The organism is Acetobacter okinawensis JCM 25146, from assembly GCF_000613865.1.
Lineage (GTDB): Bacteria > Pseudomonadota > Alphaproteobacteria > Acetobacterales > Acetobacteraceae > Acetobacter > Acetobacter okinawensis.
Genome location: NZ_BAJU01000023.1, coordinates 27,923 through 42,313, shown reverse-complemented (window position 1 = coordinate 42,313; position 14,391 = coordinate 27,923). Strand labels below are relative to the sequence as shown.

Sequence of the window (14,391 nt, the reverse complement as noted above, 5' to 3'; positions counted from 1 at the left end):
CACGCAGGACGGTCTTTTCCGCGCGTATCTGTCCGATGCGCACAGGAGCACCTGCCAGCAGGTCGCACAGTGGATGCACGCCGCAGGCATGACCAGCCGCACGGACGCCGCAGGCAACCTGATCGGCCGTTACGAGGGGCAGACACCCGGCGCACCCGCGCTGCTTATTGGCTCGCACCTGGATACCGTGCGCAATGCGGGCCGGTATGATGGAACCTTGGGTGTTATGCTGGGCATAGAAGTTGTGGCCCATCTGGCCGAACGGGGTGAGCGCCTGCCATTTGCCATAGAGGTGATCGGCTTTGGGGATGAGGAAGGCTCGCGCTTTCCTGCCTCCATGCTGACTTCCCGCGCGGTGGCTGGCACGCTGGACACCCTACCGCTGGATGCGGTGGACGCCAGCGGCAGCACGCTGGGCGATGTACTGCACCACGCAGGGCTGGACCCCGCCCGTTACAGGGAGGCCGCCTATACCCCCGAACAGGTTGTGGCCTATCTGGAAGCGCATATAGAGCAGGGGCCGGTGCTGGAAGCGGCGGACATGAGCGTTGGCGTGGTCACGGCCATTGCCGCGCAATACCGCTTCAAGGTGAGTATGGTGGGGGTAGCGGGCCATGCAGGCACCATGCCCATGTCCCTGCGCAAGGATGCACTGGCCGCCGCCGCACAAGCCCTTGTGGAAATCGAACGCATTGGTGCCAGTGGTCCGGCCGATCTGGTGGCAACGGTTGGTCAGTTGCACGTAGGGCCGGGAGCCAGCAATGTTGTGCCCGGGCATGTCACCTTCAGTCTGGACATCCGTGCGGGCACGGCAGACGTGCGCGACCGGGCTGCCACCAAAATCCGCACGGCCTTGCAAGATATTGCAGACACCCGTGGCGTGGCACTGCGTATTGAGCTCCAGAACGATCTGGCCCCCACCCCGTGCGACCCGGAGCTGACCGCGCGTCTGGCAACATCCGTTGCCCGCATTACCGGCCAGCCCGCGCACAGGCTGGTCAGCGGTGCGGGGCATGACGCCATGGTCATGGCAGCACTCACCCCGGTTTGCATGCTGTTCCTGCGTTGCCACAAAGGGATCAGTCACAACCCGGCCGAAGCCGTGCGGCATGATGATGCACACACGGCCCTGCTGGTCATGCTCGACTTTATACAGGCACTTGCGCCACCCCGGCCCCAACACCAACGGAGTTTTCTGCATGAGTTCCTCTTTTTTCCGGCAGATTGATCCGCCCCAGCGTATGTTAATGGGCCCCGGCCCCATTAACGCGCATCCGCGTGTGCTCCGCGCCATGTCTGCGGACATGCTGGGCCAGTTCGACCCGGAAATGACAGAGTACATGAACGAAACCATGGCTCTGTACCGTCAGATTTTCATGACGCAGAACCAGTGGACCTTTCTGGTGGACGGCACGGCGCGCGCGGGCATTGAGGCAGCTCTGGTCTCTCTGGTGGAACCGGGCGACAAAATTCTGCTTGTCCGGGCCGGGCGCTTTGGCCTGCTCCTGTCCGAAATAGCCGAGCGTATTGGTGCCACCATCTGCTCGCTTGACCTGCCATGGGGGGAAGTGGCCACACTGGCCCAGATCGAGGACGCGCTGAAAACCCACAAGCCCAAAGTCTTTGCCTGCATTCATGGGGACACCTCCACCACCATGGCCCAGCCACTGGATGGCGTGGGCGCACTGTGCCGCAAATATGATGTGCTGTCCTACACGGATGTCACCGCAACACTGGGCGGCATGGCTGTCAGGACGGACGAATGGGGGATTGATGTGGTCTCCGGCGGGTTACAAAAATGCATGGCCGGCCCCCCCGGTTCCGCCCCCATTACCATATCCGACCGGGCGGCCGAGCACATTATGGCCCGCCGCCATGTAGAGGCCGGTATTCGCGCCGAAGGCGTGCACAACGGCAGCCGTACACGCATCCTTTCCAATTACTTCGATCTGGCCATGGTCATGGACTACTGGTCGGAAAAGCGCCTTAACCACCATACCGAGGCCACAACCATGCTCTACGGCGCGCGGGAAGCCGCACGTATTGCACTGGAGGAAGGGCTGGAAGCCCGCTTTGCCCGCCACGTACAGGCCAGTTCGTGCCTGATTGCAGGGTTGCGCGCCATGAACCTGCGCCTTTTTGGCAATGACGCACACCGCATGAGCAATGTGACCGGTATATGGATTCCAGACGGCGTGGATGGCGAGGCCATACGCACCCGCATGCGCGATGACTTTGGCATAGAAATCGGCACGGCTTTTGGCCCGCTGGCAGGCCGCGTCTGGCGCATTGGCACCATGGGGTACAACGCCGTCAAACATAAGGTGCTGCTGACCCTTGGCGCGCTGGAAGCCTGCCTTGCGGCACAGGGCCATGCCCTGCCACGTGGTGCTGCGGTAGACGCAGCACTGGCGGACTGGCCGTAAAAGGCCAGTCCATAACAACAAGGAGGCAAAGCGCATGCAACTCGATGATGCCCAGACCATCGTGGCGCTGACCCACTGCTCCGACCAGTACGAACACGCACTGGCCGAAAACAGGGTGGAGGAGCTGGACGCCCTGTTCTGGCAGGGACCGCAGACCGTACGCTACGGTGTGGGAGAAAACCTTTACGGCGCGGACGAAATTGCCGCCTTCCGCCGTAACCGCACGGGTGGCTCACCCGCCCGCACCGTGCTGCGCCGCACCATAACCCCCATTGGCACCCATGCGGGGGTCGTCAGTCTGGAATTTCGCCGCATCGGTTCCACCCGCACAGGGCGGCAGATGCAGACATGGATCAACACCCCTGATGGCTGGAAAATTCTGGCAGCTCATGTGTCCATCATGGCCGAGCAGCCAGAAACAGAACGCCCCACACTGTAAGGAAAGGAGCACGCCGTGACTTCGCCTCCCTTCTCTGACGAGGTTCTTGTTGCCGCCCGCGCACAGGCCATGGAGCTTGCACTCCCCCCGGCCTGTGTTGCCGGTGTTATTGCCAACACCAGAGTATTGCAGAACTATGCTTCCCTTATAAGGGACTTTCCATTACCCGATACGTGCGAACCAGCGGGGGATTACACGCCATGACCCGCTTTGCAAGTGCTCAGAGCATTGCGCATGACATCCGCAGTGGCAAACGCAGCGCAGCCTCCACCATGCAGGCCGTGCTTAACACCATAACCCAGCACGACAGCGCCATTCATAGCGTAACGCACCTGTTTGCCCAGCAGGCCATGCAGCAGGCCCATGCGGTGGATGCCATGGTGGCGCGTAAGGAGCCGCTCCCCCCGCTGGCCGGTGTGCCGTTCGGGGTCAAGGACCTGTTTGATATTCAGGGCCATGTGACCACCGCAGGCTCCATTGTGCTGCGCAACACCCCCCCTGCGGCACAGGATGCAGCCCTTGTCGCCCGGTTGCGCACCGCCGGAGCCATTCCCGTAGCCACGCTGAACATGGATGAATTTGCCTACGGTTTTGCCACGGATAATGCTCATTACGGTATCACCCGCAACCCGCATGATACGCAGCGCATGGCCGGTGGCTCCTCCGGCGGGTCCGCTGCCGCCGTGGCCGCAGGCTTTTTGCCCTTTACACTGGGGACAGACACCAACGGCTCCATCCGTGTACCCGCATCCCTTTGCGGGGTATGGGGGCTCAAGCCCACGCTGGGCCGCCTGCCGCGCGCAGGGGCCTACCCTTTTTCCGCCAGTCTGGACGTGGTGGGCCATTTTACCGGCACGCTGGAAGACCTGCGGAATATTTTTTACATCATGGCAGATACCCCTGCCGAGCCCGAACCGCAGGACCTGCGCGTAGCCTGTCTGGGCGGCTGGTTTGCCCAGAACCTGAGCCCCGCACTGGCAGCGGCCATAAGCCGGGTTTGCGCGCACCTTGGGCTTACGGGCACCACCGAACTGCCACAAACGCCCACAGCACGGGCTGCCTCCTTCGTCATCACCGCTTCCGAAGGGGGGACATTGCACCTGCCCCGCCTGCGTGCCGCAGCGGAGGAGTACGACCCCGCAACCCGTGACCGACTACTTGCCGGTGCCATGCTACCCGCCAGCACCTATGTGCAGGCCCAGCGCTTCCGCCGCTGGTTCCGCGAGCAGGTGCATGCTGTATTTGAGCAGGCGGATGTGCTGATTGCCCCATCCGTCATGTGTGAGGCCCCTCTGCTGGATGACCCGACCATCATGGTTGGGGGCAAGCCCACCTCCGCCCGTGCCAATCTGGGCCTGTACACCCAGCCACTCAGCCTGCCGGGCCTGCCCGTGCTGTGCCTGCCATTGAGCAACACAGGCACGCTGCCTCTGGGGCTACAACTGGTTGCCGCCCCCGGGCGTGAGGCAGCTCTGTTCAGCCTTGCCCGCAAGCTGGAGCAGGCAGGCCTTGCCGGGCGCTACCCGCTCAACACGCAGCAGGCCGCCTGACAGACACAAGATAGGATAATGTTGTAATATAAGGTTGCTCTTTCGTCCGTTTGCGGCCAACCATTTCGTTACCGATATATTGTACGAAAGAACACCCATGCACCGGTTTCTGCTTTTCTTGGGATGCGGGCTGGCCGCTCTTGCGGTCAGCCATGCCCATGCAGGCACGTTACCCGACACGGTTGGACGCGGGAGTTGCGCAGTCAGCAAACAGACCGATGTCCCCGTCACCATGCGCGATGGCGTGACACTACGCGCAGATGTGTACACCCCCGCAACAAAGGACAAAGTCCCCGTTATTCTGATGCGCACGCAGTATGGCAAGGCTGCTGCGCAGACTGACCCGTCGCGCTTCCACTCCCCCGACTGGTTTGCATCCCACTGCTACATTGTGGCGGTGCAGGATATTCGTGGTCAGGGAAAATCCGATGGCGTGTTCTACGAATATCGCAATGACCGTGACGATGGATATGACACCGTGGAATGGGCCGCGCGCCTGCCCGGCTCCACCGGCAAGGTCGGCATGTATGGGTCCTCCTATGTGGGTGCGACCCAGTGGCTGGCCGCTACCGCCACACCTCCATCGCTTGCTACCATTGTTCCCTCCAACACCGGCTCGGATTACGGCGATGGCTGGACTTACGAGGATGGCGCCTTCCGTCTGGCATTTATTGAACCATGGATGATGGAGGACATTGCCTCCTCCGCGGCAGAAAACCGGGGGGATAAAAAACTGGCGGCAGAACTGGCGGCACAGGGGCACAATGCGGCTGTACTTATGCGCCAGACCCCCTATGCCACCTTCACGCCCTTTACCGTGGACGGCAAAAATGTTGCCCCGTATTTTTACGATGCCATCAAACACTCCACATCTGATGCATACTGGAAGGCGTTCGACATCAAATCCCGCTATGCCAAGGTAACCGTACCCGTCCTGGCGTTTGATGGATGGTATGATTCCTTTTTGAGCGGCGCGCTGGAAAACTTTAACGGCATGCAAGCCCAAGGTGGCTCGGCGGCTGCACGCGCCAACCAGCGCATTGTCATCGGCCCGTGGGACCACATTGGCTGGGGCCGCCCGGATTCCAGTGTCAGCCCACGGCTCAAGGCCATCGGCCCCGTGGCCAACAGTCCGGTGAACGAACTGATGCTCCTGTGGTTTGACCATGTTTTAAAAGGCATGGACAACGGTGTGCAAACCGGCCCGCGCGTGGACTACTTTACCATGGGCGAAAACCGCTGGCACACAGCCTCCTCCTGGCCCATTGCCGGAACACAGTACCAAAAGTGGTATCTGGGCAGTGGCCGCAGCGCATCCTCGGTTATGGGCGATGGTAGCCTGACACCTGAGCATCAGGACAAACACAGCACCACAAAGACCGACACCTTTGTGTATGACCCGCACAACCCCGTACCCAGCGTAGGTGGACATTCCTGCTGCGAATGGAGCTTTGGCCCGCAGGGACAATACGACCAGTCCCAAGTTGAGCAGCGGCCAGACATACTGGTCTATACCAGCAAACCGCTGAATGCCCCTTTGGCCGTAACCGGCCCGATTACGGTTGACCTGTTTGCCACCTCCACCGCAACAGATACGGACTTTACCGCCAAACTGGTGGATGTCGCCCCCGACGGCACGGCCCTTAACCTGAACAATGGGATTCAGGTCGCACGTTTTCGCAATTCACTCTCCACACCGGAGCTGATCACCCCCGGTGCAGTGTACGAATACCGGATAAAAGTCTGGCCAACCAGCAACCTGTTTTTAAAAGGTCACAGCATACGGCTGGAAATTTCCTCCAGTGATTATCCGCAGTTTGCACCCAACCCCAATACCGGGGAGGTGTTTGGCCAGTCCGACCGCACGCTTGTCGCCACACAGACCATTCTGCATGACCGCAAACATCCTTCAGCGCTTGTTTTGCCCGTTATCCCTGTAACGCAAGGGGTGGATCACCCGCCCGCGTTGTAAAAACCTGCTGCCGGGGTGAGGGATGGAGCAGTTTTTCCACCACCTCGGCCGCCACAAGGGCGGCAATAACCTCGGGGCGTTTGTCCCGCACACCCCGATCCCCTATAGGGCAGACCAGTTTTGCCAGATGCTCTGGCAAAACTCCAACTTCTGCGAACGATTTTTCAAACCGCAGCCGCTTGGCGCGCGAGCCGATCAGCCCCACATAGGCCAGACCGGGCTGGAGGAGTGCCGCCTCCACAATAAGCGCATCCAGCGTGTGCGATGGGGTGAGCACCAACACCCCCGCCCCCGGTTGTGCCGTAGCCAGCACCCCGGCCCAGTCGGATGTTACGCGCACATCCACCCCGCTGGGCACGGTACCAAATTCATGCGCACGCGGGTCCACCCAGACCAGCCGTAGCGGCAGGGGGGCAAGTGCGTGGGCAAGTGCGCGCCCCACATGCCCGGCCCCGAACAGGAACAGGCTGACCCGCAGGTTGCTCTGGCGGGCAAGCTGGTCCTCCAGCTCCGTGCATAACTCCGGGGTCAGCACCTCCAGCCTGACAGCCACACGGCCACCACAGCACTGGCTGACATTTGCCCCCCCCAGCACAATCTGGTGTTCGCGCACCACCTCGCCCGAGCAGAGCATGGCATGGGCGTGCTGCTCACACGCCAGTTCCAGCGCGCCGCCCCCCACAGTGCCTGCCACAACAGCCTGCCCTACCAGCATAAAGGCTCCTTCCTCCCGCGGGTGGAGCCGCGCGTCAGGGTTACACGCGCCACAACAAGGGGCTGCGGGGCCTGCCGCCACTGGCGGAGCAGGACGTCAGGCGCGAGCCTGTGCATCTGCCCCCGCACGGCGCTGGCGCAGGCGTTCGGCCACGCGCAAAATCTGCTCAGGCGTTGCCGGAGCATTCAGCCCCGGGCAGGTGCGGTAGTCATCCACACTGGCCAGCGCATCGGAAATGGCATGCAATACGGCCACACCATGCACAAAAGGCGGTTCCCCCACCGCCTTGGAGCGGAAGATGGTGTCCTCCCTGTTGGGGACGTTTTCCATAAGGCGCACATTAAAAATACGGGGCCGATCAGAGCAGGCAGGAATTTTGTATGTGCTGGGGGCATGTGTGCGCAACTGGCCTGCCGTATCCCAGAACAGTTCCTCCATGGTTAACCAGCCAGCACCCTGCACAAAGCCACCCTCTATCTGCCCGATGTCAATATCAGGGTTAAGCGAGAGACCGGCATCATGCAGAATATCCACACGCTCCATGCGGTTCTCGCCTGTCAGCAAGTCCACCGCCACTTCTGCGCAGGCGGCACCATAAGCAAAGTAGTAAAAAGGGCGCCCCCGCCCGGTTGCCGCATCCCACGAGATTTTAGGCGTTTTGTAAAACCCCGTGGAGGAGAGGGAGATACGCGCCATATACGCTGCATTGACCAGCGTTGCGAACGGCACCAGTGCCTCCCCCACCACAACGCCTTGGGCGGTAAACTGTATCTGTTCGGGCGGGGTCTGCCAGTGGCTGGCGGCAAATGTTACCAGCCGGTCCTTGATTGTGCGCACCGCCGCCAGCACGGCCATGCCGTTCAGGTCCGCACCGCTGGACGCCGCGGTTGCAGAGGTATTGGGCACTTTGCCAGTGGTGGTGGCGGTAATGCGCACACGCTCCTGCGCAAGCCCGAACTCGCGCATGGCAATCTGCACCATTTTGGTGTGCAGGCCCTGCCCCATTTCCGTGCCGCCGTGGTTCACCTGCACGGAGCCATCAGTATAGACATGCACCAGTGCGCCCGCCTGATTGAAATGCGTGGCGGTAAAGGAAATACCAAACTTAACCGGCGTAATGGCAATGCCGCGCCGCATATGCGGGCTTGTCTTGTTAAAAGCCTTATCTGCTCACGGCGCTTACGGTAATCACAATCTATGGCAAGCTGGCTCAGCACCTCCGTGGTAATGGAATCCTCCACGGTCATATGGTACGGGGTCAGGTTCCGTTCGGTTGTGCCATAGGCATTGCGTAGCCTGACATCCAGCGGGTCCAGCCCGGTGGCAAAAGCAATTTCCTCCATAATCCGCTCGGCCGCAGCAACCCCCTGCGGGCCACCAAAGCCGCGAAAAGCCGTGTTGGACTGTGTATTGGTCCGCAATGGCAGGGAGCGCAGGCGTACATCGGGGTAGTAATAGGCGTTATCGGCATGGAACAATGCGCGGTCCGTAACCGGGCCGGACAGGTCGGCCGACCAGCCACAACGGGCAGCCAGCTCCATATCCACCCCCAGCACATGGCCCTGTGCGTCAAACCCCACATCATAATCGATCACAAAGTCATGGCGTTTGCCTGTGACCATCATATCGTCATCACGGTCGAGGCGGAGTTTGGCGGGGCGGCCCGTGCGGGCAGCGGCAAGGGCTGCAAGGCAGGCCACAATGTTGGCCTGTGTTTCCTTCCCGCCAAAACCACCACCCATGCGCCGCACTTCCACGGTCACAAGGTTGTTGGGGCAGCCCAGAACATGGGCCACCATATGCTGGGTTTCCGTCGGGTGCTGGGTGGAGGAACACACGCGCATCTCCCCATCCTCCCCCGGGCAGGCCAGTGCGGCCTGCCCTTCCAGATAAAAGTGCTCCTGACCGCCAACCACAAGCTGGCCCGCAAGCCTGTGCGGGGCAGCGGCCAGAGCCTGCGGGGCGTCTCCGCGTGTCATTTCCAGCGAGCGGCAGACCAGTGCCCCGCCTTGGGCACGTGCCTGCTCTATGCTCAGCACAGCGGGCTTGTCCTCGTACGTGACCTGCGCAAGGGCTGCGGCATGGCGGGCAGCATGGCGGGTCTGGGCCACCACGGCAAACAGGGGCTGGCCATAAAAAAACACATGATCTTCGGCCAGAAGTGGCTCATCGCCCGCCCCCACGGGACTAATCTGGTTGTGCGCCACGTCCTGCGCGCGCAGCACACACAACACGTCAGGGTGGGCCTCAACCGCGCTCAGGTCCATGCTCAGGATACGCGCATGGGCACTACGGCTTAGGCCCAGAGCAACGTGCACGGCGTTGGGGGGGAGTGGCACGTCATCCACATACCGTGCCTCCCCCGCTACGTGCAGGTGCGCACTTTCGTGCCGCAGGGAAGAAGATGCCCCCCCAGCAACCTGCACGGAACCATGGGGCAGCGTTGTATCGGTCTGGGTCTGCACGGTGCTCTGTACCTCAACCATCCGCCAGCTCCCGCCAGTTCTGTAATGTTGGAGCCCCTGTGGTCATGCCCGCTACGCTGCTGGCTGGCTCGGGCTCAAACAGGCGAGCCAGCAGATTGGCCGCAACAGTGGAGCGGTACCAAGCACTGGCGCGCATATCTGACAGGGGGGTAAAATCCTCCTGTATGGCAGCCTGAGCGGCGCGCAGGGTCGCCTGTGTTCTGGGCTGGCCAAGCATGGCGGCCTCTGCCTTTTTGGCCCGGCAGGGTATGCCCGCCATACCCCCATAGGCCAGACGGGACTGCTGTATGGTGCCGTCCGCGGCCATAACCAGCACAAACGCCCCCAGCACAGCCGAAATATCCTGATCAAAGCGTTTGGAAACCTTATACACCGCGCACACGCTCCCCTGCACCAGTGGCGGCACCAGAACCCCTTCTATGAACTCGCCGGGCTGAATATCCTGTTTGCCATATTCCAGAAAAAACGCCTCCAGCGGCACAACGCGCCGCACGTCTGCGCAACGCAGGTGCAACTGCGCCCCTGCCGCCATAAAAATGGGCGGGCCATCGCCAATGGGGGAGGCATTGCCAATATTGCCACATACCGTGGCGGCATTGCGCACCTGTGTGGAGCCAATGCGCCGCAACGTTTGCTCTGCCGCAGGCAGGTGTGCAAACAGGTGGGGCATGGCCTCGGTATAGGTGACCGCAGCCCCGATCCACAATGCACCATCGGGGCGGGTGTGGATGTTGTGCAGGTCCTGTGCAGACCGCACGGCAATAATATGGGGGAGCTGGCGCAACCGTTTGGTCACCCACAGCCCCACATCCGTGCCACCGGCAACCAGCACGGCCGCCGGGTCCTGCGCATAGGCCGTAGCCAGTGCGTCCACACTGGCGGGCAGCGTTATGCGTCCTTTGGGGCTGCGCAGTTCCACCGTTTTGCCATCCTGCAAGGCACGCAGGCGTACGGTCAGTTCCTCATGGCGCGCACTTATGGGCTCACCATTACGAACGCAGTGGGCGGCCGCTTTTTTCATGGCGCGCACTATGGGTGCATAGCCCGTGCAGCGGCACAGATTGCCTGCAAGGGCCTCGTTTATCACGCGCTCGCCATCCAGTGTGCCCTCCAGCGCCGCCAGATCCGCGCGTGTGGACAATGCGACCATGGACATGACAAACCCCGGAGTGCAGAAGCCGCATTGCGACCCATGCTCGTCCACCATGGCCTGCTGCACGGGGTGCAGCCCACCACTGGCAGTCCGCAGGTCCTCCACAGTCAACAACTGCGCGCCATCAAGCATCCATACCATATGGATACAGGCATTGACCGCACGCCACACCAGCCTGTCCTGCTCCAGCCGCCCGACAAGCACGGTGCAGGCACCGCAGTCTCCCTCGTTACAGCCTTCCTTCGTACCTGTGCGGTTCTGCTGCTCGCGGAGCCAGTCCAGCAGGGTCATCTCCGGCGGCAGGTCCGAGAGATGGTGGAGTGTATCCCCCACATAAAAGCGGATGTGCTGGCGCATGCATGCTCTCCCGGCCTGCTGTTTTTTTACGTCTCTGGCTGCGTGTTCGTGCGGCCGGGTGGTGTTAGTGCGTGGGGGTGTGCCCAGCAGGCTCGCCACCCACATGGGGTTTGTCCTGCATACCCACCACATTCCACACCGGCGTTTCCAGTATGACGGTATCCTGCTCGACAGACTGCTCCGTGGAGCACAGGTTGCCAAAATTGAACACCAGATGCAGCACAATGGCGGACATGGCCCCCAGTGTGATGCCACTCCCAAAAATCACCTGCATCCATGCGGGAAAATGGTCGGCAATATGCGGCTGGGCCGTGGCCAGCATGCTCAACCCGATGCTGGTGCCCACAATAACCGTGTTGTTCAGGTTATCAAAGTCCACTTTGACAAGGGTTTGAATGCCCACCACGGCCACAGCGGCAAACATGGCCAGAGCCGCACCACCCAACACGGGCAATGGCACGCTGGCAATAATGGCGGCCAGCTTGGGCAGGCAGCCAAGCCCCATCATGATAAAGGCAGCCGCAACCACAACCCAGCGGCTGGTCACACGGGTCAGCCGCACAAGGCCCACGTTCTCGGCAATGCAGGTATAGGGGAAGGAGTTGAGCACACCCCCGATCATGGTGGCCAGACCATCGGCCCGGATCGCACGCGTAATGTCCTCCGAGGTAATGTCTTTTTTAACAATGGAGCCGGTTGCAAACACATCGCCCGTGGTCTCAAGCATGGTAATGATCATGACCACCAGCATGGACAGCACAGGCACTACATGGAATGTGGGCATGCCAAAGTAAAAAGGCTGGGCCACGGTTACCCACGGGGCGGACAGCACACCACTAAAGCTGGCATCCCCCAGGAACCACGCGGTCAATGTCCCCGCCACCAGCCCGAACAGCACGGCAATGCTGGCGACAAACCCCTTAAACATACGCTGGATCAGCAAAATGGACGCAAGCGTACCCAGACCATACGCCACATTGCGCATGTTGACCGGGTTCTGCATGACCCCCGTGCCTTGCCCGTTGACAATGTCGTTCGCAGCCACCGGCAGCAATGCCAGCCCAATGACCAGAATGACCGAGCCTGTGACCACGGGAGGGAAGAATTTGACCAGCTTGCCAAACCACGGGGCGGCCAAAAAGGTAAAAATGCCACCCGCAATAACGGCCCCAAAAATCTGGGGCAGGCCCTGCACGCCCCCGCCCGCTGCCACGCCAATGGCGATCATGGGGGTTACGGCCACAAAGGTGACCCCCTGCAACAACGGCAGCTTGACCCCGATATACCGCCCCAGCCCGGCAGACTGGATAAAGGAGGCAATACCGCAGGTAAACAGATCAGCCTCGATCAGATGTTCAAGGGCTGCGCGGGGCAGGCCCATGGCGCCTGCCAGCAGAACAGGCACAATCACCGCCGCAGCGTAGAATGTGAGCACATGTTGCAGGCCATAGAACCCCAGCTTCCAGACCGGAAGCATCTGGTCCACGGGATGAACGGCATTTTGCGTTTTGCTGGCAGGCTGCATGGACTTAGCTCCCCCTGTAAGTCGAATAGGCGTATGGGGCGACCAGCAGGGGCACATGGGCATGCCCGCTGCCGCCAAGGCCAAAATGAATGGGCACAATATCAAGGAATGGCGGGTCCGCCAGCGCTGTGCCCTGCTGGCGGAAGTAGGCCGCCACCTCAAACTCAAGGCAGTATGCCCCGGCAGCCAGTTCCAGCGACCGCAGTGCAGGGCAACGGCCATCCGCATCGGTCACACCTGTGAACAGTATGCCCTGAGCGCCACTCAGCCGCAGGGTTACGCCCTGTGCCGGACGACCCGATACCGTATTGAGAACATGGGTTGAAAGAGAGCTCATGCCACCACCTTATCGTGCAGACGTAACGCGGCTATGGCGTCAATCTGGTGCAGGGCCTCGGCCAGCTCGGCCTGAGGCGTGCTGGCAAGCCGCCGCTCCATGGCCTGAGCTATAACCTCTTTGGCATGCCCGCCAACCTTGCGCACGCAAATAACAAACGGCATGCCGAATTTTTGCGTGTACGCATCATTCAAAGCCCGAAAACGCGCGTATTCCTCTGGCGTCAACCGGTCCAGCCCGGCCCCGCCCTGCTCCTGCGCGGAGGCTGCTGTCAGCCCTGCGTCCACCCCAAGACGGTGCCCCAGCTCGGGGTGAGCACGCACAAGGGCATACTGCTCGGCCACATCCGCGCCATGCATGGCGGCTGAAAATGCCTGACACATGGCCCCAAGATCAGCAAAAGGGCGGCTGAGGGCAGCTTTTTGCGCAACCCAGGGGGAGTGCTCGTACACCCCGCCAAACGCCTCCACAAAGGCAGCCTGTGGCATGGTGTTGACTTCGGCCAGTGTGGTCATGCGGGGTGGACCTTCTGCCAGTGGCGGGCAATATCGGCCCGTGTGGCAACCCACACATCCGCATGAGCGCCCACGTGCTCCAAAAAGCGGGCAACAGCCAGCGCGCGCGCAGGTTTGCCAGCAAGGCGGCAGTGCAGACCGACAGACATCATACGCCCTCCTTCACGGTAGAGCATGTCAAACGTGTCCCGCAGGTAATGGAAGAACTGCTCGCCTTCGGTAAAGCCATTCAGGGCGGCAAACTTCATGTCATTCACATCCAGCGTATAGGGCACCACCAGTTGGGGTTTGCCGTATTGCCGGTCGTAATACGGCAGGTCATCGGCGTAGGAATCTGCATCGTATAAAAAACAGCCTTCCTCCACCACCAACCGGGCGGTGTTGGGGCTGGTGCGCCCCTGATACCAGCCAAGGGGGGCCTCCCCCGTAACCTGCGTGTGCAGGGCTATGGCCTCGCGCATGTGGGCGCGCTCCACGTCCTCGGGCACGTTCTGGTAATCTATCCAGCGCAGACCGTGGGTTGCAATCTCCCACCCACTCGCCTGCATGGCGGCAACCACCTGCGGGTTGCGGGCCAGCGCCATAGCCACGCCAAAAACCGTAACCGGCAGACCCGCACCGGCAAACAGACGGTGCAGCCGCCAGAAGCCTGCACGGCTGCCGTATTCATACAGGCTTTCCATCTGCATGCAGCGCGCACCCACAATGGAGCTTGTACCCACCATCTCGGACAAAAATGCCTCAGACCCGCGATCATTGTGCAAGATGCAGTTTTCTGCACCTTCCTCGTAATTGATCACGAACTGTACGGCTATGCGTGCGCCACCGGGCCACTGTGCATCGGGCGGGGTAGCACCATAACCGATCATGTCACGCGGGTATGTCTGAGTCATTTTTGTCCCGTTTTACGCTTGTT

At 61.3% G+C, this 14,391-nt stretch carries 12 protein-coding genes and 1 pseudogene; 6 read left to right on the top strand and 7 right to left on the bottom strand.

The genetic code is table 11. The features are described 5' to 3' along the window. The 6 genes from JCM25146_RS10275 to JCM25146_RS10250 form a co-directional block, all read left to right on the top strand. Window positions 1-1,228: allantoate amidohydrolase (locus tag JCM25146_RS10275; RefSeq protein ID WP_025827776.1), on the top strand; the 1,228-nt coding region annotated here is incomplete at its 5' end. Then, a complete protein-coding gene (locus JCM25146_RS10270) occupies window positions 1,200-2,426 on the top strand; it encodes a pyridoxal-phosphate-dependent aminotransferase family protein (protein WP_025827774.1) in 1,227 nt (408 codons plus the stop codon). The genes JCM25146_RS10275 and JCM25146_RS10270, both read left to right, overlap by 29 nt. 34 nt (window positions 2,427-2,460) lie before the next feature. Further along, on the top strand, window positions 2,461-2,865 hold the full coding sequence (hpxZ, locus tag JCM25146_RS10265) for an oxalurate catabolism protein HpxZ (RefSeq protein WP_025827772.1): 405 nt from the start codon (window positions 2,461-2,463) through the stop codon (window positions 2,863-2,865). Window positions 2,866-2,880: 15 nt separating this feature from the next. Next, a complete protein-coding gene (locus JCM25146_RS10260) occupies window positions 2,881-3,069 on the top strand; it encodes a DUF4089 domain-containing protein (RefSeq protein ID WP_025827770.1) in 189 nt (62 codons plus the stop codon). Continuing rightward, window positions 3,066-4,415: an AtzE family amidohydrolase gene (locus JCM25146_RS10255; protein ID WP_025827768.1), complete on the top strand. Its 1,350-nt coding sequence runs from the start codon at window positions 3,066-3,068 to the stop codon at window positions 4,413-4,415. Before JCM25146_RS10260 ends, JCM25146_RS10255 begins: the two co-directional genes overlap by 4 nt. A 97-nt stretch (window positions 4,416-4,512) precedes the next feature. Further along, a complete protein-coding gene (locus JCM25146_RS10250) occupies window positions 4,513-6,387 on the top strand; it encodes a CocE/NonD family hydrolase (protein ID WP_025827766.1) in 1,875 nt (624 codons plus the stop codon). On the opposite strand, the gene xdhC is transcribed toward JCM25146_RS10250, so the two are convergent. The 7 genes and pseudogenes from xdhC to puuE all read right to left on the bottom strand — a co-directional run bounded on the left by xdhC (window position 6,344) and on the right by puuE (window position 14,368). Continuing rightward, window positions 6,344-7,102 (bottom strand): xanthine dehydrogenase accessory protein XdhC, encoded by a 759-nt coding sequence (gene xdhC, locus JCM25146_RS18710; protein WP_408734918.1) that lies wholly within the window; start codon window positions 7,100-7,102, stop codon window positions 6,344-6,346. The two genes, JCM25146_RS10250 and xdhC, sit on opposite strands and share 44 nt — an antisense overlap. Before the next feature lie 96 nt (window positions 7,103-7,198). After that, window positions 7,199-9,588 (bottom strand): annotated as a pseudogene (gene xdhB / locus JCM25146_RS18705) (xanthine dehydrogenase molybdopterin binding subunit). Beyond that, the gene (gene xdhA / locus JCM25146_RS10235; RefSeq protein WP_025827765.1) at window positions 9,581-11,098 is read right to left on the bottom strand and encodes a xanthine dehydrogenase small subunit; all 1,518 of its coding nucleotides are present in this window, start codon (window positions 11,096-11,098) and stop codon (window positions 9,581-9,583) included. The pseudogene xdhB and the gene xdhA overlap by 8 nt, the downstream one beginning before the upstream one ends. Window positions 11,099-11,162: 64 nt before the next feature. After that, entirely contained in the window at window positions 11,163-12,623 is a 1,461-nt protein-coding gene (locus tag JCM25146_RS10230; protein WP_025827763.1) for a nucleobase:cation symporter-2 family protein, read from the bottom strand. 4 nt (window positions 12,624-12,627) lie between these two features. After that, window positions 12,628-12,960, bottom strand: coding sequence for a hydroxyisourate hydrolase (gene uraH, locus JCM25146_RS10225; protein WP_025827762.1), 333 nt, complete (start codon window positions 12,958-12,960; stop codon window positions 12,628-12,630). Next, entirely contained in the window at window positions 12,957-13,475 is a 519-nt protein-coding gene (uraD, locus tag JCM25146_RS10220) for a 2-oxo-4-hydroxy-4-carboxy-5-ureidoimidazoline decarboxylase (RefSeq protein WP_025827761.1), read from the bottom strand. Before uraD ends, uraH begins: the two co-directional genes overlap by 4 nt. Then, window positions 13,472-14,368 (bottom strand): allantoinase PuuE, encoded by an 897-nt coding sequence (puuE, locus tag JCM25146_RS10215; protein ID WP_025827759.1) that lies wholly within the window; start codon window positions 14,366-14,368, stop codon window positions 13,472-13,474. Before puuE ends, uraD begins: the two co-directional genes overlap by 4 nt. Window positions 14,369-14,391 lie beyond the last annotated feature (23 nt).